This window comes from Streptomyces antimicrobicus (assembly GCF_020532625.1).
GTDB classification, from domain to species: domain Bacteria; phylum Actinomycetota; class Actinomycetes; order Streptomycetales; family Streptomycetaceae; genus Streptomyces; species Streptomyces antimicrobicus.
In genome coordinates, this window is the sequence record NZ_JAJAUY010000020.1 from 26,117 (window position 1) to 50,955 (window position 24,839).

Here is a 24,839-nt window from a genome sequence, read left to right on the forward strand (position 1 = left end):
CGGCCGGGCGGGCGCCGCCCCGCCCGCCCCGATCAGCGCGGGGGCTCGCTGTCCGCCGGGACCGGGCCGCCGTGCACATGCGGCGGCGGGTAGCCGGCGCCGTACGGCGGCAGCTCGTGGCCGGGCGCCGGGTCGCGCGGGGTCCACAGGGCCGTCATGGCCAGGTGGGCGGCGACCGCCACCATCGGCCAGGCCAGCAGCACGCCGTACGCCAGCAGCTGCAGCGGCGCGTCGAAGGGGACGCCCTTGCCCGCCTCGGCGGCGGCCGCGGCGAGGTCGCGGGACGGGCCGAGCCGCATCCCCAGGCGCCAGCCGAGCAACGAGGCGAAGACCGAGCCCAGGGCCAGCCCGACGACCAGCGGGACCCCGCCGCGGCGGCGCCACAGGAAGACGGCGACCGCGCTGAGCAGGCCCAGGCCGGCGCCGAGCAGCAGGAAGGTGCCGTCGGCCCCGATGCGGGCCTCGCTCTCGGTGTCGGCCAGGAAGACGGCCTGTCCGTTGGAGACGAACCGCATGCGCGGGGCGAGCCACGCCCACAGCACCCCGAGCAGGAGGCCGCAGACCCCGACGGCGAGGGCCACGGCCGCGCCGTCGCGGACGTCGGCCGCCGTGATCCGCCCGGGGTTCTGCTCGGGCGTCGGCTCGGGTGCGGCGGGGGACGGCTGCGGCGGGGTCACGGCTTCGGTCACCCCCACATCGTGCCAGGTGGCGCCGGGCGGGGCGTCAGCGGACCGCCGCCCGGCGGTACGCCCAGGTGGCGAGGGCCAGCGAGAGCACGCCGACGGCCCCGCAGACGGCGAGGTCCAGGGCGACCGCGCCCCAGTCGGGCGAGGCGGCGAAGGTCCGGGCGAAGGCCTCCACGCCGTAGGTGGAGGGCAGCAGGTCGCGGGCCCGCACGACGAGTTCGGGCATCCGCTCGGGCGGCAGGACGCCGAGCAGCAGCGCGGCGGACATGCCGAGCTGACCGGCGAGCGTGGCCAGTTCCTGGCGCGGGGCGAGCAGTCCGAGGGCGGCGCCGAGCCCGGCCAGGGCGGCGCCGGCCAGCGGGACCACCAGCAGCAGGATCCACAGACCGCCCATGGGCAGGCCGAAGAGCAGGCAGCCGAAGACGGCGGTGACGAGGGTCCCGGGCAGGGTGAAGGAGGCGTAGGCGGCCGCCGCGCCGAGCACCACGGAGGCGGGCGGCACCGGCAGGGTGGCGTAGTGGTCGAGGCCGCCGCCGGCCCTGAGCTGGCCGAAGTACTGGGCGAGCAGGTTCAGCGCGACGAAGGCGACGACGAGCACGGAGGAGCCGGCGACGACGGCCCGCGCCTCGGACCCGCCGTCCACCACGCCCCGCATCAGGACCATGATCCCGACGGACTGGAAGGTGGCCACGAACAGCAGCGGGATCCGCGCCACCCGGGCCCGCGACAGCTGCGCCCGGTAGACGGCCCCGAGCGCGGGCCACAGCCGCGCCCGGGGCGCCAGGGGCGCCGCCGGGGCCACGCACTGGTCGGTCATGTCCTTACCAAACCCTTCGTCCGGCCGCCGAGGGCCAGGTAGACGTCCTCCAGGCTCGGCGTGGCCAGGGTGAAGTCGTCCAGGGCGGCGAAGGCGGGGCCGCCGGTCACCGCGGCGACCGCCGCGCGGGCCTGGTCCTGGGGCAGGCGGAGCAGCCAGCGGCGGCCCGCCTCGGTGGCCTTCGGCCGCAGGGCGGCGACCTCGGGGACGTCCAGCGGCGGCGCCTGGCGCCACACCAGGTCCAGCCGGACCTCGTCGGAGACCAGGGCCTTCAGCCCGGCCGGGGTGTCGCAGGCGATGACCTTGCCGCGGTCCACGACGGCGACCCGGTCCAGGACCGTCTCCGCCTCGATCACGTTGTGGGTGACCAGCAGCACCGTGGCCCCGCACTGCGCGCGCCGCCGGTCCACGGCGGACCACACCGCGCGCCGGGCCACCGGGTCCATGCCGGTCGTGGGCTCGTCCAGGACGAGCACGGGGCGCTCGCCGACCAGGGCCGCCGCGAAGCAGGCGAGCCGGCGCTGGCCGCCGGACAGCTTCTTCAGGGGCTTGTGGGCGAGCGGCGTCAGGGCCAGCTCCTCCAGGACCTCGTCCCGCGCGGCCCGCGCCTCGCGGGCCCGCAGGCCCCGCAGCCGCCCGGTGGTCTCGGCGGCCAGGGCCACCGTGAGCTCGTCCAGGGCGGTGGACTCCTGCCCGAGGTAGGCCAGCAGCCGGGCCGCCCGCTCGGGGTGGCGCACGAGGTCGTGGCCGAGGAGCTCGACCGTGCCGGAGTCGGGCCGCAGCAGGCCGGTCAGCTGGCGTACCAGGGTGGACTTGCCGGCCCCGTTCGGGCCGAGCAGGCCGAAGATCTCGCCGCGCCGGACGTCCAGGGAGATCCCGTCGGTCGCCCGGGTCTCCGGCAGGGCCGGCGCGCCGCGCCCGGCCCGCACCGCGGGGTAGGTCTTGACCAGGTCACGCACCACGCAGACAGCGTCGCCCGTGGCTCCTGCCGCGGTGTGCCCCGCCTGTGCTGTGCCCGTACTCACGAGGGAGCAGCCTACGGGGTTACGGCGCCTCCCCGGCCGCCGGGGTGGCCGGGACGCCCGGTGCGGCGGCCACGTGATCTGCCGCGGCCCGGACGTCGATCTCCCGCCAGAAGCCGGCCCGGATGGCGTACCGGTCGTGTTCGTCGATCTGGTCGTCCTTGTGCGCGAGCAGGCCGAACCGGGCGGCGTAGCGCAGCAGCTCGCCGTCGATCCGGTGCGGGATGCGCGGGTAGAGGGTGGCCAGTTTCTGCAGGTGGCCGGTCTCCGGCAGGCGTTCCATCCAGCGCCGGGCGAACACCTGGCCGACCTCGAAGGGGTCGCCGCCGACGGTGGTGATGTCCTCCTCCCGGTCGGCCCAGCGCTGCTCCGCGCTGGTCAGCTGGGCCAGGGTCGGCAGGGAGGCGGTCTCGGCCGGTTCGCCGAGCGGGCCGGGCCGGTCGATCCAGCCCTTGTCGGAGGACCACCGCAGGGCGCTGCCGGCGGCGGTCGGCGCGGGGGCGGGCGCGGCTCCGGTGCCGGGCGCGCGCAGGCCGGCCAGGTCCTTGGGGGTGGGCACTCTGCTGCCGGGGCCCGGGGCCGGCGCCGGGGTGGCCGGGTCGCCCGGTCCGTCGTCCGGGGCGGTGCTCCGGGGCGGCCCCACCGGTACGCCGGTGACGCCGGGTCCGACCGGCACCGAGCCGTTGCGCGCGGCCTCGGCGAGGGCCGCTTCCGGCAGCGGGGCCGACAGGATGGCCGCGATCTCGGGCCGGGGCGCGGGCGGGGGCGGGCACAGTCCGCTCAGGTCCTTGGCCCGGACGGCCCGGGTGATCCAGGCCCGGTCCAGGACCCGCCGTTCGTCGGCCTCGGCCACCAGGTCCTCGGACTGGTTGTAGTCGCCGTCGGCGGCCTGGACGGCCCACAGGTGCACGGCGACGCCGTGCTCCTTGGCCGACATCAGCCCCGGCAGGAGGTCCCCGTCGCCGGTGACCAGGACGACGTCGGAGCAGGCCCGGTTGCGCGCGAGTTCGGTGAGCTCGGCGTGCATGGCCGCGTCCACGCCCTTCTGGGCCCAGCGGCCGTCGCTGCGGGTCAGGGCACCCAGCCGGACGGTGACCCGGGACATCACGCGCAGCCGCCGGTGCTCGGGCTGGGGCACCCGGTCGGGTGCCCCGTCGAACCAGTAGATGCGCAGCAGCGGCTGCTCGGTGTCGGCCTCGGCCCGCTCGCGCAGGCCCTGGATGAGGGCGGCGTGGTCGACGGTGATGCGGGAGCGGGAGGGCTCCCCGGCGAGCAGACTGGCGGCGGCGCCCAGCAGATAGCCGGCGTCCACCAGGACGACGCAGCGGTCCACGCGATCCACCCTCTTTCGGGGAGCGGTCTTGGTTGCCCCCGAGTCTGCCCGAACGCCGGGGTGTCGGCGGCCGGAACTCGATCACCGGCGTGGCGGAACCAAGGGTTCCACCTGCTACGCGCGGTAAAGATCCAAAATGCGCGCTCCGGGGCGGTATGTGAGGGTGAAGGCGGCCCTGGCCCCTACAACCTTCCCAGGAGGCTCCCCCATGGCCAAGAACAAGAACCGCCAGCAGCCCTCCCAGAAGCAGCAGCCCCGGTCTCAGCAGGACATGAGCAAGGGTCAGTCGGAGACCTCGTCCGAGAGTCACTCCTCGGGCCCGAGCCCGATGGACATGGCGCACAAGCGCAAGGAGAAGAGGTTCGGCCACAACTGAGGCCGGCTCCGCAACGACGCTCGACGCAGGACGCCCCCGGCACCGGCCGGGGGCGTCCCGTGCGTTCAGCCCGCCAGGCAGGAGGGCCCGAGCAGCACCTTCAGGTCGCCGAACAGGGCCGGGTCGGGCTGCACCCGGTGCCGGTCCAGCCGCAGCACGGTGGTCGAGCGCGGCCCCTGGAGCTTGATCCGGACCTCGGTGTTGCCCTTGTGGTGGCTGAGGATCTCGCCGAGCCGGGTGACCATCGGAGGAGTGACCTTGACGGTGGGGATGGTGAGGACCACCGGCGCGTTCGTGCCCGCGGACGACAGGTCGGGGACCATCAGCTCCATCGCGACCAGCCGGGGCACGTCCTCGCGCTTGTCCAGGCGCCCCTTGACGAAGACGACGGCGTCCTCGACCAACTGGGTGGAGACCAGCTGGTAGGTGGCCGGGAAGAACATGCACTCGATCGAGCCGGCCAGGTCCTCCACCGTGGCGATCGCCCAGGCGTTGCCCTGCTTGGTCATCTTGCGCTGGAGACCCGAGATGATGCCGCCGATGGTGACGACCGCGCCGTCGGCGTGCTCACCGCCGGTGAGCTGGGAGATCCCCGCGTCCGTCTTGTCCGACAGCACGTGCTCCAGCCCGAACAGCGGATGGTCGGAGACGTAGAGGCCGAGCATCTCGCGCTCCTGGGCGAGCAGGTAGGACTTCTCCCACTCCACGTCGGAGAACTCCACGTCGAGTCCGAAGCCCGGCTCGCTGCTCTCCTCGTCCCCCATGCCGCCGAACAGGTCGAACTGCCCCTCGGCCTCCTTGCGCTTGACCGAGACCACGTTGTCGATCATCGGTTCGTGCTGGGCGACCAGGCCCTTGCGGGTGTGGCCCATCTCGTCGAAGGCGCCGGCCTTGATCAGCGACTCGATGGTCCGCTTGTTGCAGACCACGGCCTCGACCTTGTCCAGGAAGTCGGGGAAGGAGCTGTACTTCCCCTTCGACTTCCTGGTCTTGATGATCGAGTCCACGACGTTCTGGCCGACGTTGCGCACGGCGGTGAGGCCGAAGAGGATCACGTCGTCGCCCTGGGCGGCGAAGTTCGACTCCGACTCGTTCACGTTCGGCGGGAGCACCTTGATGCCCATGCGGCGGCACTCGTTCAGGTAGACCGCGGACTTGTCCTTGTCGTCCTTGACCGAGGTCAGCAGGCCGGCCATGTACTCGGCCGGGTGGTTGGCCTTCAGGTACGCCGTCCAGTACGACACCAGGCCGTACGCGGCGGAGTGCGCCTTGTTGAAGGCGTAGCCGGCGAACGGGACCAGCACGTCCCACAGCGCCTGGATGGCTTCGTCGGAGTAGCCGTTCTTCCGGGCGCCGGCCTGGAAGATCGTGAAGTTCTTGGCCAGCTCCTCGGGCTTCTTCTTGCCCATGACGCGGCGCAGGATGTCGGCCTCGCCGAGCGAGTAGCCGGCGATGATCTGGGCGGCCTTCTGCACCTGCTCCTGGTAGACGATCAGGCCGTAGGTGACGTCCAGGACCTCCCGCAGCGGCTCCTCCAGCTCCGGGTGGATGGGGGTGATCTCCTGCTGCTTGTTCTTGCGCAGCGCGTAGTTCGTGTGGGAGTTCATGCCCATCGGGCCCGGCCGGTACAGGGCGGACACGGCGGAGATGTCTTCGAAGTTGTCGGGCTTCATCAGGCGCAGCAGCGAGCGCATGGGGCCGCCGTCGAACTGGAAGACGCCGAGGGTGTCACCGCGCTGGAGCAGCTCGAAGGTCTTGGGGTCGTCGAGCGGGAGGGCCAGGAGGTCGATGTCGATCCCCTTGTTGGCCTTCACCATCTTGACGGCGTCGTCCATGATCGTGAGGTTGCGCAGGCCCAGGAAGTCCATCTTCAGCAGGCCGAGCGCCTCGCAGCTCGGGTAGTCCCACTGGGTGATGGTCACGCCGTCCGTGTGCCGCACCCAGACGGGCACGTGGTCGGTGATCTTCTCGCTGGACATGATCACACCGGCGGCGTGCACGCCCATCTGGCGGACCAGGCCCTCCACACCGCGGGCGGTGTCGATGACCTTCTTCACGTCCGGCTCGTTCTCGTACATCGCCCGGACCTCGCCCGCCTCGGAGTACCGCGGGTGGCTGGGGTCGGTGATGCCGGACAGCGGGATGCCCTTGCCGAGGACGTCGGCGGGCATGGCCTTGGTGATCCGGTCGCCCATGGCGTACGGGTAACCCAGGACGCGCGCCGAGTCCTTGATCGCGTTCTTGGCCTTGATGGTGCCGTAGGTGCCGATCATGGCGACCTTGTCGGCGCCGTACTTCTCGGTCACGTACCTGATCACCTCGACGCGCCGGCGCTCGTCGAAGTCGATGTCGACGTCGGGCATCGAGATGCGCTCGGGGTTGAGGAACCGCTCGAAGATCAGGCCGTGGGGGATCGGGTCGAGGTCGGTGATGCCGAGGGCGTAGGCGACGATCGAGCCGGCCGCGGAGCCTCGGCCGGGGCCGACCGCGATGCCCTGGTTCTTGGCCCACATGATGAAGTCGGCGACCACGAGGAAGTATCCCGGGAAGCCCATCGAGATGATCGTGTCCATCTCGTACTCGACCTGCTTCATGCGGTCCTCGGGGATGCCGCCGGGGAAGCGGCGGTGCATGCCCCGCATGGTCTCCTCGCGGAACCAGGTGACCTCGGTGTAGCCCTCCGGGATGTCGAACTTCGGCATCAGGTTGCGGAAGGTGAACATGCCCTCGGTGTCGACCTGCTCCGCCACCAGCCGGGTGTTGGCGCAGCCCTCCTGCCAGGCGTCGGAGGAGTCGATGGCGTACATCTCCTCCGTGGACTTCAGGTAGTAGCCGGTGCCGTCGAACTTGAAGCGGTCCGGGTCGGAGAGGTTCTTGCCGGTCTGGATGCACAGCAGCGCGTCGTGCGCGCCGGCCTCGTGGGCGTAGGTGTAGTGGGAGTCGTTCGTCACCAGCGGCGGGATGCCGAGCTTCTTGCCGATCTCCAGCAGGCCGTCGCGGACCCGGCGCTCGATCTCGATGCCGTGGTCCATCAGCTCCAGGAAGTACCGGCCCTCGCCGAAGATGTCCTTGTAGTCGGAGGCCGCCTTGATCGCCTCGTCGAACTGACCCAGGCGCAGCCGCGTCTGCACCTCGCCGGAGGGGCAGCCGGTGGAGGCGATCAGGCCCTCGGACCACTGGGCGATGGTCTCCTTGTCCATCCGGGGCCACTTGGTCAGCCAGCCCTCGGCGTAGGCGTCGGAGGACAGCCGGAAGAGGTTGTGCAGGCCGGTGTTGTTCGCCGCCCAGATCGTCTTGTGGGTGTAACCACCGGAACCGGAGACGTCGTCCCGCTTCTGGTGCGGCTGGCCCCAGGTGATCCTGCGCTTGTTGCGCCGGGACTCGGGGGCGACGTACGCCTCGATGCCGATGATCGGGGTGACGCCGGCCTTCTGGGCGCTGTGGAAGAAGTCGTACGCCCCGTGCAGGTTGCCGTGGTCGGACATGGCGATGTGCGTCATGCCCATTTCATTGCAGGCTGCGAACATGTCCTTCAGCCGCGCGGCACCGTCCAGCAGCGAGTACTGGGTGTGGACGTGCAGGTGCGTGAACGGCGTCTTGGTCACGGCGGCGGACTCCTGGGGTGGTCGGTGGCCGGGAGGCGGGGCAGCTTCGAATCCTACGTCCCACGAGTGACAGAGCCGGGGCACCGAGCGGTACGGTCGGGCCGTTGCAGAACCAGGAGAACCTCCACCGGCGTCCCGCCGGTCAGAACCTGTACCAGCCCGTGCACCAGGAGGCACCCGCCATGGCGGTCCCCGAGACGACGAACGAGCAGCGCGCCGAGCAGATACTCGATGTGTTCGACACCGCATTCGGCGAGCTGCTCGCGGCCGACCCCGCCGCCTTCCAGGTCAAGTTCCGCAAGATGGCGGCCTCGGCCTTCGCCTTCTACCGGGGCACGGCCTGCCTCTTCTACGCCGACCTGGAGCGGGAGCGCCACGGCGGCCCGTACCTGGACGACCGGACGGGCCGGGTGTGGATCCACGGCGATCTGCACGCCGAGAACTTCGGCACGTACATGGACTCCCACGGCCGGCTGATCTTCAACGTCAACGACTTCGACGAGGCCTACGTCGGCCCCTTCACCTGGGACCTCAAGCGCTTCGCGGCCTCGATCGCCCTGATCGGCTACACCAAGGCGCTCAGCGACGAGCAGATCAGCGGCCTGGTGCGCGTCTACGCGGCCGCCTACCGGGAGCGGATCCACCACCTGGCCACCGGCGCCGAGCACGGTGACGGGTCCGAGCTGTCCTCCTTCACCCTGGACACCGCCGAGGGCGCCCTCCTGGACGCCCTGCGCGCGGCCCGCTCGCGGACCCGCTTCGCGCTGCTGGACTCGATGACGGAGATCCGCGACCACGAGCGCCGCTTCTCGGCCGGCGGCGGCGCGGTCGAGCTGGACGCGGCCACCCGCTACAAGGTGCTCGCCGCCTTCGACGGGTACCTGGAGACCCTGCCGGAGGAGTCCCTGGTGCGCCCGGACTCCTACCGGGTCAAGGACGTGGTCGGCCGCCGGGGCGTGGGCATCGGCTCGGCCGGCCTGCCCTCGTACAACATCCTGCTGGAGGGGCACAGCGACGCCCTGGAGAACGACGTCGTGATCTACGTCAAGCAGGCCCAGACCCCGGCCGTGTCCCGGCACGTCACCGACCGGGCGGTGCGGGAGTACTTCCGGCACGAGGGCCACCGCACGGTGATCTCCCAGCGGGCCCTGCAGGCGCACGCCGACCCGTGGCTGGGCTGGACCGAGCTCGACGGGGCCGGCCAGCTGGTGGCGGAGGTCTCGCCCTACGCGGTCGACCTGGACTGGTCGGACCTCGACGACCCGGAGGCGATCGCGGCCGTGGTCGCCGACCTCGGCCGGGCCACGGCGACCATGCACGCCTGTGCCGACGAGGACCAGAGCGGCCAGTCGCTGGTCCCGTTCTCCACCGAGCGCGCCATCCACGCGGCGATCGCCGCCGACGAGGAGGGCTTCGCCCCGCTGCTGGTCGACTTCGCCCACGCGTACGGGGCGCGGGCCCGCGCCGACCACCAGATCTTCGTGGACCTCTTCCGCAACGGCCGGCTCGTCCGCTGAGCCGGCCGTTGCGGCAGGCGCCGCCGGGGCCGGTTCCCGGCCGGATGCGGCCGCCGGTGCGGGACCTGGGGCACGGATTCACAGGCTCCCGTGGCACACTCGCGGCGATGGACATATCAGGGACCGGGCTCAGGGCGTTGCGGGCCGCGCTGTTCAGCGCGGTGGTCGTGCTGCTCTCGGCCGGGTCGCACGTCCTGATGTCCCGGGTGCCGCTGCCGCCCGCGCTGGTCACCGGCGCCTTCGCCGGGGTCTTCGTGATCGCCTTCGCGCTGGCCGGCCGGGAGCGCGGCTTCGGCCCGATCGCCGGGGCCCTGGTCCCGCTGGAGCTGGCCGCCGACACGGTGTTCACCTCCGGCCAGCACGTCTGCTACGGGCCGGCGGGCGGGCCGGTCTCCGGCCCGCTGCGCGCCATCGGCCTGGAGGAGCTGTGCGGCGGCGCCCCGGTCGGCGGACCGCTGTCCGACGTCGCGGGGCCCGCCGACGCGGCGGCGCTGCTCACCTCCCCCGGCCCGTGGACCCCCTGGCTGCTGCTGGGGGCGCACGTCTCGGTCGGGCTGCTGGCGGCGCTGTGGCTGCGGCACGGCGAGCGGGCGCTCGGGCAGGTGCTGCGGGCGGTGGCCGCCTTCGCGTTCCGGCCGCTGCGGCTGGCCGTGGCGGCGGTCGCCCCGGCGGTCCGGCCGGCGCCGCGCGCGGCGCGGGGCACCTCGGCGGCGCCGCGGCCGCGCACCCGTTTCCCCGCCCACTCCGTGGGGCGGCGGGGACCGCCCGCGGGGGTGCTCGGCCTCGGCCGGGCCCCCGCGTAGGACAGTCCCCCCTTTTTTCCACCGTCAGAGCACCCCACGGAGAACCACCATGAGCGCACGTAACAGCCAGGCCAACAAGGCGGCCGCCCGCGAGCGGCTGCGCGCCGAGCGCGAGGCCCAGGCGAAGAAGGCCAAGGTCCGCCGCCAGCTCGTCGCCGGCGTCTCGGTCGTCGCCGGTCTGGCCCTGGCCGGCGGCATCGCCTTCGCCGTCGTCAAGGCGAACGAGCCGGGCCACTGGGAGAAGGCCGCCACGGCGGAGCTGGTCAAGCCGAAGAACACCGAGGGCGAGAACGGCACCACCGTCGTCATCGGCAAGCCGGAGGCGAAGAAGACGCTGGAGCTGTACGAGGACTCGCGCTGCCCGGCGTGCGCCGCGTTCGAGCAGGCGGTCGGCGAGCAGGTCAAGAAGGACGTGGAAGCCGGCAAGTTCAAGCTGCAGTACGTCGGCGCGACCTTCATCGACAACGCCGCCAAGGGCGAGGGTTCGAAGAACGCGCTGAGCGCCCTGGGCGCCGCGCTGAACGTCGGCCCCGACGCGTTCCTGGCGTACAAGAACGCCCTGTACTCCGCGGAGAACCACCCGAGCGAGACGGACGACAAGTTCGCCAAGGACGACTACCTGCTCAAGATCGCCGACCAGGTCCCGGCCCTGAAGGGCAACGCCGAGTTCAAGGCGGCCGTCGAGAACGGCACCTACGACCGCTGGGCGCTGGAGATGTCCAAGGCCTTCAACAAGTCGGGCGTGACGGGCACCCCGACCTTGAAGATGGACGGGAAGAAGATCGAGACCCCGTCGACCGCGCAGGCGTTCACCGAGGCGATCGACAAGGCGCTGCAGGGCTGACCTGGGCCGATTTCCCAGGTCCGGACCAACGGGCGGGCGAACTCCTGGAGTTCGCCCGCCCGTCGCCTGCACGGGGGTGTTCCTGGAACCGTACCGGTCAGTAATGTTCTTGGTCGTGACCAGTCAACTCCCTTCTTCACCCAGCGCGTCGCCGCGCCGCCGTTCGGTCGTCAAGGCCGCCGCCGCCACCGCCGCGCTCGCCCCGCTCGCCGCCGCCCTGGCGGGGCCCGCCCACGCGGCCGCGACCGCGCCCGCGTTCCTGCACGGCACCGCCTCGGGCGACCCGCTGCCCGACGGCGTCCTGCTGTGGACCCGGGTGACCCCCACCGCCGACGCCCTGCCCGGCTCGGGCAAGGGCCCGGACACCGAAGTGGCCTGGGAGGTCGCCGAGGACAAGGGCTTCACCCGGATCGTCGCGCGGGGCACCGTGACCGCCGGCGCGGCCACCGACCACACCGTCAAGGCCGACGTGCGCGGACTGCGCCCGCAGACCACCTACTTCTACCGGTTCACCGCGGGCGGCACCGTCTCGCCGGTCGGGCGCACCCGCACCACCGCCGCGCACGACGCGAGCACGCCGGGAGTCCGCTTCGGCGTGGTCTCCTGCGCCAACTGGGAGTCGGGCTACTTCTCCGCCTACCGCCACCTGGCCGCCCGCACCGACCTGGACGCGGTCCTGCACCTGGGCGACTACATCTACGAGTACCAGAGCGGCGGGTACCCCGAGGCGAAGTACGCCGTACGCCAGCACGAGCCCCGCCACGAGATCACCACCCTGGCCGACTACCGCATCCGGCACGGCCGCTACAAGACGGACCCCGACCTCCAGGCCCTGCACGCCGCCCACCCGGTCGTGGCGATCTGGGACGACCACGAGTTCGCCAACGACGCCTGGTCGGGCGGCGCCGAGAACCACACCGCGGGCGGCGAGGGCGAGTGGGCGGCCCGGGCAGCCGCCGCCAAGCAGGCCTACTTCGAGTGGATGCCGGTGCGCCCCTCCGTCGCGGGCACCGTCTACCGCCGGCTGCGTTTCGGCAACCTGGCCGATCTGCACCTGCTCGACCTGCGCAGCTTCCGCTCGCAGCAGACCAAGTTCGGCAACGGCTCGGTGGACGACCCCGAGCGCACCATCACCGGCCGCGCCCAGCTCGACTGGCTCAAGTCGGGGCTGGCCTCGTCCGACGCCACCTGGAAGCTGGTCGGCACGTCGGTGATGATCTCGCCGGTGGCCTTCGGCTCGCTGCCCGCGCACCTGCTGGGCCCGCTGGCCAAGCTGCTCGGCCTGCCCGAGGGCGGGCTCGCGGTCAACGTGGACCAGTGGGACGGGTACACCGACGACCGCAAGGAGCTGCTGAACCACCTCAAGGACCGGGGCATCCGGAACACGGTGTTCCTCACCGGCGACATCCACATGGCCTGGGCCAACGAGGTGCCGATGAACATGGCGACGTACCCGGGATCGGGCACGGCCGCCACCGAGTTCGTCGTGACGTCGGTGACCTCCGACAACATCGACGACCTCCTGCACGTGCCGGCCGACACCGCCTCCCTGGTCGCCGAGGCGGCCGTCAAGGCGGCCAACTGGCACGTGAAGTGGCTCGACATGGACGCGCACGGCTACGGCGTGCTGGACGTGACGGCCCAGGCGTCCCAGATGGACTACTACGTCGTGTCGGACAAGACCCAGCAGAACGCCACCTCGGCGTGGAGCCGGTCGTACCGCACGCTGAACGGCACCCAGAAGGTGGAGCGGGTCTACCGCCCGGTGTGATCATTTACTGACGGAGTGTCAATTCTTCGGCTCGAAGGGGCATCTGGGCAAACACCAGGTGCCCCTTGTGCGTCTTCGGCAACAAATCTTTTACGCACAAGCCTTGACCAGCGCATGTCATACACACATAAGCTTCGCGCCAGCGTGAGGAAAACCCTCCGCCCCCACCACGCTTGCGAGGAGTTCCACGTGCGCGCTTCTGCCCGCATATCCCCCCTGCTCCGCCGCCGTCTGCTGGGCGCTGCCGCACTGACCGGCGCCCTGACGTTCGCCCCGCTCTCCGCGCCCGCCACCGTCGCGGCCGCCCCCACGGGCGCCGAGCAGTGCGCCGAGTCCGGGGCTTCCGCCAACGCCCGTGTCGCCAAGCCGCAGGGCGGCCACGCCGCCGAGCCCAACGAGGTGACCGAGGCTCAGGTCCAGGCCATGGACGCCGACCTGAAGAAGAAGCTCTCCCAGCTCACCCCCCAGAAGCTGGACGGGCTGCGCATGGCCGGTGCGACCGGCGCCACGGCGACCACCATCCCGGTGTACTTCCACGTCATCCACTCCGGCACGACCGGCAAGCTGACGGCCACCGACATCAACAACCAGATCGCCGTCCTGAACGCCGCGTACGCCGGCCAGGGCACCGGCAACGTGGACTCGGGCTACCAGTTCCAGCTGGTCTCCACCGACTACACGGACAACTCGACCTGGTACAACGTCGGCAGCGGCAGCCAGGCCGAGAAGGACATGAAGAACGCCCTGCGCAAGGGCGGCGCCAACGCGCTGAACATCTACACGGCCAACCTCGGCGGCGGCCTGCTCGGCTGGGCGACCTTCCCGAGCTCCTACGCCTCGCAGCCCAAGATGGACGGCGTCGTCCTGCTCGACTCCTCGCTGCCCGGCGGCGCGGCCGCCAACTACAACGAGGGCGACACCGCCACCCACGAGGTCGGCCACTGGATGGGCCTGTACCACACCTTCCAGGGCGGCTGCAACGGAAGCGGTGACTCCGTCTCCGACACCCCGGCCGAGAAGAGCGCCGCGTACGAGTGCCCGACCGGCCGCGACTCCTGCGCCAGCAAGGCGGGCGTGGACCCGATCCACAACTTCATGGACTACACGTACGACGCGTGCATGTACCAGTTCACCGCCGGCCAGGTCTCCCGCATGAAGACCATGTGGAGCGCCTACCGCGCGGGCTGAGTGCCCTTCGGGCCGCTGGAGCGGCTCGGCGGTGCAGACAGGGGCACGGTCCGGCGCGCGCCGGGCCGTGCCCTTCGGCGTCCTGCGGCCGAGGCTCCTTACAGGCTGTCGAGGAAGGCCAGCGCCGCCGCCCAGGCCTGCTCCGCGGCCTCCTTGTCGAAGTCCGCGAGCTCCGGATCCGTGAACAGGTGACCGGCTCCGGGGTAGCGGTGCACCTCCACGTCCGCCCCGGCCCGCCGCATCCGCAGGTACCAGGCGGTCAGCCAGTCGTGCGGCTCGAACGGGTCCGGGTCGGCCACGTGCAGCTGGACGGGCAGTTCGTCCACCGCCGTGTCGTCGGCGATGTCGGCCGTGCCGTGCAGCAGGAGCAGCCCGCGCGTCTTCTCGTCGGCGAGGGCGAGCTGCTGGGCCACGGAGCCGCCGAACGAGAAGCCCGCGTACACCAGCCCCCGGTCGGAGTACGGGGCGGCGGCCAGGACCGCCCGCTTCAGCAGTTCGTCCCGGCCGACCTCGTCCCGGAACGCCATGCCCTCCTCGACGGTGTCGAAGGTGCGTCCCTCGAACAGGTCCGGCACCACGACCGTGTGCCCGGCGGCGCGCAGCCGGGCGGCCGCGTCCTGCACTGCGGGCCGCAGCCCGTACGTCGAATGGAAGAGCATGATGTCCATGCCTCCCATCGTGCCAGTTTCCGCCGACCCCCTTCGGTTACGTTCACAGGCATGGAGATGGAGACCGTACTGCGCCCGCTGATCGTGATCGGTGGGACGGTCGTACTCACCCTGCTCGTCGGCCGGCTGCTCGACCTGGTGCTGCGCCGGGTGGACGCCGCACACAGCGAGACCCCGCTGTGGGGACTGCTGCGCCGCTGCCGGGTGCCGTTCCAACTGGTGCTCGGCACCGCGCTGCTGCGCGGGTCGTACCGGCAGTCCGGACTGCTGCCCCGGCACGGCGCGGCGGTCGGGCACGCCCTGACCCTGGTCCTGATCGCCGCCGCGGCCTGGCTGCTGGTGCGCGTCGTGAACGCCGCCGTGGACACGGTCTACGTGCGGTGGGCGGCCGCCACCCCGGACGAGGCCCGGGTCCGCCGGGTGCGGACCCAGGTGACGCTGATCCACCGGGTGGTGATGGCGGTGGTCGTGGTGGTGGCGCTGGCGGCGATGCTGCTGACCTTCCCCACGATGCGGACGGCGGGCGCCTCGGTCCTGGCCTCCGCCGGACTGCTGGGCATCGTGGCGGGCATCGCCGCGCAGTCCACGCTCGGCAACGTCTTCGCCGGCCTGCAGATCGCCTTCGGCGACACCGTCCGGATCGGGGACACGGTCGTGGTGGACAAGGAGTGGGGGCGGGTCGAGGAGATCACCCTGACCTTCCTGACCGTCCGGACCTGGGACGAGCGGCGCATCACCATGCCGGTCTCCTACTTCACCGGCAAGCCGTACGAGAACTGGTCGCGCGGCGGCGCGCAGATGACCGGCACGGTGTTCCTGCACCTGGACCACACCGCCCCGGTGGCGCTGATGCGGGAGCGGCTCACGCAGGTCCTGGCCGCGATCCCGGAGTGGGACGGCCGCACCGGCACCCTGGCGGTGACCGACACCGGCCCGCACACCATGGAGGTGCGCGCGGTGGTCTCGGCCGGGGACGGCGACGACCTGTGGACGGTGCGCTGCGCGGTGCGCGAGCAGCTCATCGGCTGGCTCTGCGCGGAGCATCCGTACGCCCTGCCGCGCGTCGCGCTCTCCCGCGCCCTCCCGCCACCCGCGGCCGACGACGCCGCGGCGCCGGTCAGCGGGACCGGACCCGCCGGCTGAGCTCACAGCCGCAGGCTGCGCACGTCCAGGTGCCGCAGGACCCGGTCCACGATCTCGGGGTCGGCGCCGGGCTCGCTGCGGGCGGCGAGCACCTCGTGGCGGGCGGCGGACATCATCTCGCGCTGGATGCGCTGGATGTGGCGCAGCCGCCGGACCCGCCCGGCGTACGCCTCGCGGCGCTCCTCGTCGACCAGGTCGGGGCTGATCCGGGCGCCGACGTCGTACGCCCGGCGGTGGAGCTGCTCCAGCAGGTCCTCGGGGAGGTCCTCGACCTGCTCGATCTCCTTCAGCCTGCGCTTGGCGGCCTTGGCGGCCCGCAGCGCCAGCTCCCGCCGGAAGGCCTGCTCGGCGCCGGTGTCGGCGACCACGCCGAGCCGGCGCACCAGCCAGGGCAGGGTCAGGCCCTGGACGACCAGGGTGGTCATGATGACGGCGAACGCGATGAAGACCGCCTCGTCCCGGTCCGGGTAGGGCGCGCCGCCGTCGACCGTGTACGGCAGGGCGAGGGCCAGGGCCACCGAGGCGACCCCGCGCATGCCGGACCACCACATGATCACGCTCTCCCGCCAGCTGAGCGGGATCTCCTCGGCGTAGTCGCGCCGGGTGTGCAGCCGGCGGGCCAGCCACGAGGCGGGCAGCAGCCACACCAGCCGCACCCCGACCACGGTGGCCACCACCGCCGCCGCCCAGCCGGTCATGGCCCACGCGCGGCCCTCCGCGGTGCCGAAGACGTGGTGCAGCTCCAGGCCGATGAGGCCGAACGCCACACCCGTGACGAGCATGTCGACGACCTCCCAGAAGGTGTGCCCGGCCAGCCGGCCCAGCACGTCGTCGGCGTCGTTGGCGTACTCCGCCAGGAACAGCGCCGTGGTCAGCACGGCGAGCACGCCCGAGCCGCCCAGCTCCTCGGCCACGGCGTACGCCACGAACGGGACGAGCAGGGTCAGCCCGATCTGCAGCGCGGCGTCGCCCAGCCGCCCCATCAGCGCGTTCGTGGCCCAGCCGAGGGCGAGTCCGACCACCACGGCGACCACGGCCGAGAGCACGAAGTCGGCGAGCGCGTCCGGCCAGGAGAAGGTGCCGCTGACGGCGGCGGCCACCGCCACGTGGTAGAGCACGATGGCCGTCACGTCGTTGAAGAGCCCCTCGCCCTCCAAGATCGACACCAGCCGCCGGGGCAGCCCGAGCGAGCCGGCGACGGCGGTGGCCGCGACCGGGTCGGGCGGGGCCACCAGCGCGCCGAGGGCGACGGCCGCGGCGATCGGCAGACCGGGCACCACGGCGTGGGCGACCGCGGCGACGGCGGCGGTGGTGACGAAGACCAGCGCCACGGCGAGCAGCAGGATGGGCCGGAGGTTGGCGGCGAACTGCCGCCAGGAGGTCCGCTGGGCGGAGGCGTACAGCAGCGGCGGGAGCACCAGCGGCAGGATGAGCTCGGGCGGGAAGTCGACGTTGGGCACCGCCGGCACCAGCGCCAGCACCATCCCGCCGAGGGTCATCAGGACCGGCGCGGGCAGCCGGAGCCGGTCGCCGAGCGGCACGGTGACCACGGCGCCGAGCAGCAGCACGAAGAACAGGGCGAGCTGATCCATCCGCCCCAGGGTGCCAGGTCCGCCCTCGTACGGGGGTAAGGCCCGGCTACGGGGTCAGGGTGCGGCGCATGGCGCGGTGGGCGATGCCCGCCTCCTCGAACTCCGGGCCGTACGCCACGTAGCCGAGCGCCTCGTAGAAGCCCAGGGCGTGGACCTGCGCGCCCAGGTCCACGGCGGTCAGGCCCAGCCGGGCCGCCTCCGCCTCGATCGCCCGGACGAGGGCGGCGCCCACGCCGGTGCCCCGGGCGGACCTGAGCACGGCCAGCCGGCCGAGCGAGCCGACCCCGGCCGAGCCCGTCTTGGCCTCGGCGGGCGCGCCGTGCAGCAGCCGGCCGGTGCCGATCGGGCTGCCGTCGCGGTCCACGGCCAGGACGTGCACCGCCCCGGCGTCGTAGGCGTCGTACTCGATCGACTCCGGCACCCGCTGCTCGACGACGAAGACCTCGGTGCGGACGGCGAAGCACGCCGCGCGGTCCGCCTCGCTGCGGGCCACCCGGATCCCGTAGGGGGCGGTCACTCGCTCTCCGCCCGGATGACGTCCAGGGCGTGCTGGAGGTCGGCCGGGTAACCGCTCTCGAACTCCACCCACCGGCCGTCCGCCGGGTGCTCGAAGCCGAGCCGGACCGCGTGCAGCCACTGGCGGGTCAGCTTCAGCCGCTTGGCGATGGTCGGGTCGGCGCCGTAGGTGAGGTCGCCGACGCAGGGGTGCCGGTGGGCGGACATGTGCACGCGGATCTGGTGCGTGCGGCCGGTCTCCAGCTTGATGTCGAGCAGCGAGGCGGCGCGGAAGGCCTCGATCAGGTCGTAGTGGGTGATCGAGGGCTTGCCGTCGGAGGTGACGGCCCACTTGTAGTCGGCGCTGGGGTGGCGGCCGATGGGCGCGTCGATGGTGCCGCTCATCGGGTCCGGGTGGCCCTGGACCAGGGTGTGGTAGCGCTTGTCCACGATGCGCTCGCGGAACTGGTGCTTGAGCGAGGTGTACGCGCGCTCGGACTTGGCGACGACCATCAGGCCGGAGGTGCCGACGTCGAGGCGGTGCACGATGCCCTGGCGCTCGGCGGCGCCGGAGGTGGAGATCCGGTAGCCGGCGGCGGCCAGGCCGCCGATGACGGTGGTGCCGGTCCAGCCGGGGCTGGGGTGGGCGGCGACACCCACCGGCTTCATGATCACGACGATGTCCTCGTCGTCGTGGACGATCTCCATGCCCTCGACGGGCTCGGCGACGATCTCGACGGGCCGCGGCGGCGCGGGCATCTCGACCTCCAGCCAGGCGCCGCCGTGCACGCGCTCGGACTTCCCGACGACGCTGCCGTCGACCGAGACCTTGCCCGAGGCGGCGAGCTCGGCGGCCTTGGTCCGGGAAAATCCGAACATACGGGCGATGGCGGCGTCGACGCGCTCGCCTTCGAGGCCGTCGGGAACGGGCAGGGTGCGGATCTCGGGAATCGTACTCACCCGTCGAGTATGCCGGACTTCCCCGCCGGCCCCGTCCCGCGCCGGCCCTGGCCGCGGCCCGCAGGCCCTCGCCGGCGCCCGTCGTCCCTCGTCGGTCCTCGCGGTCAGTCCTTGTGGACGGTGCCGTCCGGGTCCAGACCGCGGAACGACAGCAGCACGATCAGGATGCCGCCGCACACGATCGCCGAGTCGGCGAGGTTGAAGACGGCGAAGTGCGAGGGCGCGATGAAGTCCACGACGGCCCCGCGGAAGACGCCGGGCGAGCGGAAGATCCGGTCGGTCAGATTGCCGAGCGCACCACCGAGCAGCAGGCCGAGGGCGATGGCCCAGGGCAGGCTGTAGAGCTTGCGGGCCAGCCGTACGATCACCACGATCACGGTGGCCGCGATGATGGTGAAGATGATCGTGAAGGCCTCGCCGAAGCCGAAGGCGGCACCCGGGTTGCGGATCGCCTCGAACTTCAGCAGGTCCCCGACGATCCGGATCGGCGGCTGGTGCTCCAGCTTGGCGACCACCAGCATCTTGCTGCCGAGGTCGAGGAGGTACGCCAGCAGGGCCACCACGAGCAGCGCCGTGATCCGCCGGCGCCCCCTGGGCTCCGCGGTCACCGGCTGCGGCTGCGTGTCGTCCCCGACCTCCGGCGTATCGATGATGCGCTCCGCCTCTGCCACGTGAGTCCCTCGAACTAGCTCGACAACTGAGGACGAGGGTACGTCAGACGGCCGGGGTCAGTGTCGCCGCTCCTGCTTCTGCTTGCACTCCACGCACAAGGTGGCTCGCGGGAAGGCCTGCATCCTGGCCTTGCCGATGGGTCGGCCGCAGCTCTCGCACAGGCCGTAGGTCCCCGCGTCCAGCCGTTCCAGGGCCCGCTCGGTCTGCTCCAGCATCTCGCGGGCGTTCGAGGCGAGGGCCAGTTCGTGCTCGCGGGTGATGTTCTTGGTGCCGGTGTCGGCCTGGTCGTCGCCGGCGCCGTCCCCGGAGTCGCGCATGAGGCCGGAGATGGCCTCCTCCGAGGCGTGCAGCTCGGCGCGCAGCCGGTCGACCTCGGCCTGCAGCTCGGTGCGGGCCTCGGCCACCTCCTGCGCGGTCCAGGGCTCCTCGCCCTCGCGTACGGCGAGCTCGCCGGGCGGGACCGAGAGGACCGCGCGCGTCTTGGGCAGGCCGCTGCTCGCGGCCGCGGCGGCCTTCCTCGACGTGCCCGAACCGGTGTTCTTCTTGGCTACCACGTTCCCCGCTCCCGTCTGTTCGGTGGACCCCTCGGCGGCGGACGCCGCCCCCTCGGCCTCGGCCTCCTTGGCGTTGGCCGTCGCCTTGACCGTCCTGGTGCTCCTGGCCGGTGCCTTCCTGCCGGCCGGCTTCTTGGCCGGGGCCGTCCGGGCGGCCGCCTTGGGGGCCGCCGCCCACGCCGCCGTGGCCCTGCCGGCCTTGGCCGGCGGCGGCTCGGGGGCGTGGGCCAGGGTCTTGCGGGCGGCGGTGCCGCCGGTGACCGCGAGGTCGTGGACCTCGGCGAAGTCGGCCGCGTGCGTGGCCGGCGCGTGCGCCAGCGTCTTGCGGGCCGCCACCGCCCCGGTCACGACCTCGGGCAGCACCGGCTCGGCCAGCGCCGCAGCCGCGCCGCCCGGCCCGGCCACGGCCTTCTCGGCCGCCTTCTTGGCCGCCTTCTTGACGGCAGCCTTGACCGGGGCCTTCTCGGCGGCCGCCTTCTTGGCCACGACCGCCTTCCTGGCCGGAGCCTTCTCGGCAGCGGCCTTCTTCGCCGGAGCCTTCTTGGCCGGAGCCTTCTCGGCAGCGACCTTCTTCGCCGGAGCCTTCTTGGTCGCGGCCTTGGCCGCCGCGGCCTTCTTGGCCACGGTCTTGGTCGCCGGGGACTTCTTGGCCACGGCCTTGGTCGCTGCGGACTTCTTGGCCACGGCCTTCTTGACCGCGGCCTTCTTCGTCGCGGCCTTCTTCGTCGTCTTCCCGGCGGCCGTCCTGGTCCCGGCCGCGGCCTTCGGCGCGGTTCTCGTGGCGGCGCCGGGGGCGGCCTTGGGCGAGGTCGCCTTCTTGGCGGGGGCCTTCTCGGCCGTGGTGGTCACCTTGCTCGCCGCCTTCTTGTCAGCCGTGGCCCCGGCCGAGGCCTTCGAGCCCCCGCCGGAGGCCTTGGTGGTCGTCGATCTTGTGGATGCCGTCTTCTTCGCCACCATGGCCGCGGCCCCTTCACATATTGTGATCTTGCTCGCGAATCGTGCTGGGACGATAAATCGACTCCCACCCCGCGGCAACGGGGCGCGCACCCGCAGAGGCCAACCTGCATCCGTTGTGCCCAGCTCCGCGCCCGGTAATCCGCCACCCGGGGCATGCCGGAGCCCGTACGGGCGCATCTGACCGTCCGGGTCACCCGCACGCCCCGCACGCACCACCCCGGCGCCCCGCGAAAACCGGTCTGCCGAGCTCCGCCCCGGCCCGTACACTGGGCCCAGCGAAAGGCATGGATGGGGACGAGTAGCGTCGGACGCAGCCAGGAGCGACCCGGGGACGGTGAGAGCCCGGGGGCGAGCGCGACGTGAAGCATCACCCCGGAGCCGCCGGAAGAACGCCCAGGCACCCGCCGAGGGCCAGTAGAACCGGCTCGCAGCCCTAATGAGGGGGCCACCGGACCCGTCCGGCGGCCAAGGAGGGTGGTACCGCGGGAGCCGCGCAGGAATGCGGCCTCTCGTCCCTCCGGACGGACCCGACACCGCCGGAGGAAGACCACAGCCGATGAGTACGCAGCCGAACCCGCCGCAGTACCGCCCGGTACCCGCCCAGGTGGACCTGCCCGCCCTGGAACACGCCGTCCTGGAGTTCTGGCAGGACAACAAGACCTTCGCCAAGACCCTGGAGCAGTCCGAGGGCCGCCCGGAGTGGGTCTTCTACGAGGGCCCCCCGACCGCCAACGGCATGCCCGGCGCCCACCACATCGAGGCCCGCGTCTTCAAGGACGTCTTCCCGCGCTTCCGCACCATGCGCGGCTACCACGTCGCCCGCAAGGCCGGCTGGGACTGTCACGGCCTGCCCGTGGAGCTCGCCGTCGAGAAGGAGCTCGGCTTCAACGGCAAGCAGGACATCGAGGCGTACGGCATCGCCGAGTTCAACGCCAAGTGCCGCGAGTCCGTGACCCGCCACACCGACGCCTTCGCCGAGCTGACCACCCGCATGGGCTACTGGGTGGACCTGGACGACGCCTACCGGACCATGGACCCGGAGTACGTCGAGTCCGTGTGGTGGTCGCTGAAGCAGATCTTCGACAAGGGCCTGCTGGTCCAGGACCACCGCGTCGCCCCCTGGTGCCCCCGCTGCGGCACCGGCCTGTCCGACCACGAGCTCGCCCAGGGCTACGAGACGGTCGTCGACCCCTCGGTCTACGTCCGCTTCCCGCTGACCTCCGGCCCGCTGGCCGGCGAGGCCTCGCTGCTGGTCTGGACGACCACCCCCTGGACCCTGGTCTCCAACACCGCCGTGGCCGCGCACCCCGAGGTCACGTACGTCGTCGCCACCGACGGCACCGAGAAGATCGTCGTGGCGCAGCCGCTGCTGGAGAAGGCGCTCGGCGAGGGCTGGGAGGCCACCGGCCGGAGCTTCACCGGCAAGGAGATGGAGCGCTGGACCTACCGGCGCCCGTTCGAGCTGGTCCCCTTCGAGGCCCCGGCCCACTTCGTGGTCAACGCCGAGTACGTCACCACCGAGGACGGCACCGGTCTGGTCCACCAGGCCCCGGCCTTCGGCGCCGACGACCTCGCCGTCTGCCGCGCCTACGGCCTGCCCGTGGTGAACCCGGTCCGCCCGGACGGCACCTTCGGCGAGGAGGTCCCGCTGGTGGGCGGCGTCTTCTTCAAGAAGGCCGACGAGAAGCTGACCGCCGACCTCGACGCCCGCGGCCTGCTCTTCAAGCACATCGCCTACGAGCACAGCTACCCGCACTGCTGGCGCTGCCACACCGCGCTGCTCTACTACGCGCAGCCGTCCTGGTACATCCGCACCACCGCCGTCAAGGACGCGATGCTGCGGGAGAACGAGAAGACCAACTGGTACCCGGAGTCGGTCAAGCAGGGCCGGTTCGGCGACTGGCTGAACAACAACATCGACTGGGCGCTGTCCCGCAACCGCTACTGGGGCACCCCGCTGCCGATCTGGCGCTGCGAGGACGGCCACCTGACCTGTGTCGGCTCGCGCGCGGAGCTGTCGGAGCTGTCCGGCCAGGACCACTCGGGCCTGGACCCGCACCGCCCGTTCATCGACGAGGTCACCTTCCCCTGCACCGGCGCCGGCTGCGCGCACACCGCGGTGCGCGTGCCCGAGGTCATCGACGCCTGGTACGACTCGGGCTCGATGCCGTTCGCGCAGTACGGCTACCCGTACAAGAACAAGGAGCTCTTCGAGACGCGCTACCCGGCGCAGTTCATCTCGGAGGCCATCGACCAGACCCGCGGCTGGTTCTACACGCTGATGGCGGTCGGCACCCTGGTCTTCGACAAGTCCTCGTACGAGAACGTCGTCTGCCTCGGCCACATCCTCGCCGAGGACGGCCGCAAGATGTCCAAGCACCTGGGCAACATCCTCCAGCCGATCCCGCTGATGGACCAGCACGGCGCCGACGCGGTGCGGTGGTTCATGGCGGCCGGCGGTTCCCCGTGGGCGGCGCGGCGCGTGGGCCACGGCACGATCCAGGAGGTCGTCCGCAAGACCCTGCTGACGTACTGGAACACCGTCGCCTTCCAGGCCCTGTACGCGCGCACCGCCAACTGGGCGCCGTCGGCGGCCGATCCGGCCCCGGCCGACCGTACGGTGCTGGACCGCTGGCTGCTGTCGGAGCTCGGCGTGCTGGTCACCGAGGTCACCGAGGCGATGGAGGCCTACGACACCCAGCGCGCGGGCAAGCTGCTGTCGGCCTTCGTGGACGACCTGTCCAACTGGTACGTGCGGCGCTCGCGTCGGCGGTTCTGGCAGGGCGACGCGGCGGCGCTGCGCACCCTGCACGACGTGGTGGAGACGGTCACCCGGCTGATGGCCCCGCTGACCCCGTTCATCACCGAGCGGGTGTGGCAGGACATGGTCGTGCCGGTCACGCCGGAGGCGCCGGAGTCCGTGCACCTGTCGTCGTGGCCGCAGGCCGACGCGGCGCTGGTGGACCCGGTGCTGTCGCAGCAGATGCTGCTGGTCCGCCGCCTGGTGGAGCTGGGCCGCGCCACCCGCGCCGAGTCGGGCGTGAAGACCCGGCAGCCCCTGTCGCGGGCGCTGGTCGCGGCGGCCGGCTTCGAGGCGCTCTCGCCCGAACTGCAGGCGCAGATCACCGAGGAGCTGAACGTCTCCTCGCTGGCCTCGCTGTCGGAGGTCGGCGGTTCGCTGGTCGACACCACCGCCAAGGCCAACTTCCGCGCGCTGGGCAAGCGGTTCGGCAAGGGCGTGCAGGACGTGGCGAAGGCGGTGGCCGCGGCCGACGCGGCGGCGCTGTCGCTGGCGCTGCGCTCCGGCGAGGCCACGGTCGAGGTGAACGGCGAGACGGTGACCCTCTCCCCGGAGGAGGTCATCATCACCGAGACCCCGCGCGAGGGCTGGTCCGTCGCCTCCGACTCGGGCGCCACGGTGGCCCTGGACCTGGAGATCACCCCGGAGCTGCGGCTGGCGGGCCTGGCCCGTGACGCGATCCGGCTGATCCAGGAGGCCCGGAAGAACTCCGGCCTGGACGTCGCGGACCGCATCGCCCTGCGCTGGACCGCCTCGGACGCCGAGCTGACCGCGGCCCTGACCGACCACGCGGCGCTGATCGCGGACGAGGTCCTGGCCACGGACTTCGCCTCGGGCGCGGCCGACGACAGCTACGGCGACACGTTCACGGACGAGGCCCTCGGCCTGGCCTTCCGCCTGCGCAAGGCGTAAAAGGCGTCAGCACGTCCCGCACGGCCCGGCAACCCTTTCGGGGGCTGCCGGGCCGTCGTGCGTTCCGAAAGGATCGGCCCATGGAACAGCGGATCAAAGGGGCGGCCATTGTCGGATCCGGAGC

At 72.3% G+C, this 24,839-nt stretch carries 19 protein-coding genes; 8 read left to right on the top strand and 11 right to left on the bottom strand.

The window, feature by feature from the left end; translation table 11 throughout:
* Positions 1–32 precede the first annotated feature (32 nt).
* Genes LG632_RS08070 through LG632_RS08085 form a run of 4 tightly spaced genes read right to left on the bottom strand, consistent with a single transcriptional unit; the run spans position 33 to position 3,867 of the window.
* Positions 33–689, bottom strand: coding sequence for a DUF2567 domain-containing protein (locus tag LG632_RS08070; protein ID WP_226726162.1), 657 nt, complete (start codon positions 687–689; stop codon positions 33–35).
* A 34-nt stretch (positions 690–723) separates the two neighbouring features.
* Positions 724–1,503, bottom strand: a complete 780-nt coding sequence (locus LG632_RS08075; RefSeq protein WP_226726163.1) for an ABC transporter permease — start codon at positions 1,501–1,503, stop codon at positions 724–726.
* Positions 1,500–2,528 (bottom strand): ABC transporter ATP-binding protein, encoded by a 1,029-nt coding sequence (locus LG632_RS08080; protein WP_226726164.1) that lies wholly within the window; start codon positions 2,526–2,528, stop codon positions 1,500–1,502. Before LG632_RS08080 ends, LG632_RS08075 begins: the two co-directional genes overlap by 4 nt.
* Before the next feature lie 19 nt (positions 2,529–2,547).
* Positions 2,548–3,867 carry an NYN domain-containing protein gene (locus LG632_RS08085; protein WP_226726165.1) on the bottom strand — a complete coding sequence of 440 codons (1,320 nt, stop codon included), beginning with the start codon at positions 3,865–3,867 and terminating at the stop codon, positions 2,548–2,550.
* Positions 3,868–4,066: 199 nt separating this feature from the next.
* Between LG632_RS08085 and LG632_RS08090 the strand changes: the two genes are divergently transcribed.
* Positions 4,067–4,234: a hypothetical protein gene (locus LG632_RS08090; protein ID WP_226726166.1), complete on the top strand. Its 168-nt coding sequence runs from the start codon at positions 4,067–4,069 to the stop codon at positions 4,232–4,234.
* Positions 4,235–4,299: 65 nt separating this feature from the next.
* Here the strand turns inward: LG632_RS08090 and dnaE are convergent, their stop codons facing one another.
* Positions 4,300–7,839 carry a DNA polymerase III subunit alpha gene (gene dnaE / locus LG632_RS08095; protein WP_226726167.1) on the bottom strand — a complete coding sequence of 1,180 codons (3,540 nt, stop codon included), beginning with the start codon at positions 7,837–7,839 and terminating at the stop codon, positions 4,300–4,302.
* A 182-nt stretch (positions 7,840–8,021) separates the two neighbouring features.
* On the opposite strand from dnaE, the gene LG632_RS08100 reads away from it, so the two are divergent.
* The 5 genes from LG632_RS08100 (at position 8,022) to LG632_RS08120 (ending at position 13,962) form a co-directional block, all read left to right on the top strand.
* Positions 8,022–9,356 (top strand): DUF2252 domain-containing protein, encoded by a 1,335-nt coding sequence (locus LG632_RS08100; protein ID WP_226726194.1) that lies wholly within the window; start codon positions 8,022–8,024, stop codon positions 9,354–9,356.
* Positions 9,357–9,463: 107 nt separating this feature from the next.
* On the top strand, positions 9,464–10,159 hold the full coding sequence (locus LG632_RS08105) for a hypothetical protein (RefSeq protein WP_226726168.1): 696 nt from the start codon (positions 9,464–9,466) through the stop codon (positions 10,157–10,159).
* A 49-nt stretch (positions 10,160–10,208) separates the two neighbouring features.
* A complete protein-coding gene (locus tag LG632_RS08110; protein WP_226726169.1) occupies positions 10,209–11,003 on the top strand; it encodes a DsbA family protein in 795 nt (264 codons plus the stop codon).
* A 115-nt stretch (positions 11,004–11,118) separates the two neighbouring features.
* The gene (locus LG632_RS08115) at positions 11,119–12,774 is read left to right on the top strand and encodes an alkaline phosphatase D family protein (protein WP_226726170.1); all 1,656 of its coding nucleotides are present in this window, start codon (positions 11,119–11,121) and stop codon (positions 12,772–12,774) included.
* 189 nt (positions 12,775–12,963) lie between these two features.
* Entirely contained in the window at positions 12,964–13,962 is a 999-nt protein-coding gene (locus LG632_RS08120) for a zinc metalloprotease (RefSeq protein ID WP_226726171.1), read from the top strand.
* 98 nt (positions 13,963–14,060) lie between these two features.
* Here LG632_RS08120 and LG632_RS08125 read toward each other — a convergent pair whose 3' ends face one another.
* Positions 14,061–14,639 carry a dienelactone hydrolase family protein gene (locus tag LG632_RS08125; protein WP_226726172.1) on the bottom strand — a complete coding sequence of 193 codons (579 nt, stop codon included), beginning with the start codon at positions 14,637–14,639 and terminating at the stop codon, positions 14,061–14,063.
* Positions 14,640–14,687: 48 nt separating this feature from the next.
* Here LG632_RS08125 and LG632_RS08130 point away from each other — a divergent pair, with 48 nt between their 5' ends.
* Positions 14,688–15,773, top strand: coding sequence for a mechanosensitive ion channel family protein (locus LG632_RS08130; RefSeq protein ID WP_226726195.1), 1,086 nt, complete (start codon positions 14,688–14,690; stop codon positions 15,771–15,773).
* Positions 15,774–15,775: 2 nt separating this feature from the next.
* Here LG632_RS08130 and LG632_RS08135 read toward each other — a convergent pair whose 3' ends face one another.
* From LG632_RS08135 to LG632_RS08155, 5 genes are all read right to left on the bottom strand, one after another.
* Positions 15,776–17,365, bottom strand: a complete 1,590-nt coding sequence (locus tag LG632_RS08135; RefSeq protein ID WP_226726173.1) for a Na+/H+ antiporter — start codon at positions 17,363–17,365, stop codon at positions 15,776–15,778.
* Between the two features lie 46 nt (positions 17,366–17,411).
* The gene (locus tag LG632_RS08140; protein WP_226726174.1) at positions 17,412–17,882 is read right to left on the bottom strand and encodes a GNAT family N-acetyltransferase; all 471 of its coding nucleotides are present in this window, start codon (positions 17,880–17,882) and stop codon (positions 17,412–17,414) included.
* Positions 17,879–18,820, bottom strand: coding sequence for an RluA family pseudouridine synthase (locus tag LG632_RS08145; protein ID WP_226726175.1), 942 nt, complete (start codon positions 18,818–18,820; stop codon positions 17,879–17,881). Before LG632_RS08145 ends, LG632_RS08140 begins: the two co-directional genes overlap by 4 nt.
* 104 nt (positions 18,821–18,924) lie before the next feature.
* The gene (gene lspA, locus LG632_RS08150; RefSeq protein ID WP_226726176.1) at positions 18,925–19,491 is read right to left on the bottom strand and encodes a signal peptidase II; all 567 of its coding nucleotides are present in this window, start codon (positions 19,489–19,491) and stop codon (positions 18,925–18,927) included.
* 57 nt (positions 19,492–19,548) lie between these two features.
* Positions 19,549–21,003 carry a TraR/DksA family transcriptional regulator gene (locus tag LG632_RS08155; protein WP_226726177.1) on the bottom strand — a complete coding sequence of 485 codons (1,455 nt, stop codon included), beginning with the start codon at positions 21,001–21,003 and terminating at the stop codon, positions 19,549–19,551.
* A gap of 556 nt (positions 21,004–21,559) precedes the next feature.
* On the opposite strand from LG632_RS08155, the gene ileS reads away from it, so the two are divergent.
* Positions 21,560–24,715 carry an isoleucine--tRNA ligase gene (gene ileS, locus LG632_RS08160; RefSeq protein WP_226726178.1) on the top strand — a complete coding sequence of 1,052 codons (3,156 nt, stop codon included), beginning with the start codon at positions 21,560–21,562 and terminating at the stop codon, positions 24,713–24,715.
* Positions 24,716–24,839 lie beyond the last annotated feature (124 nt).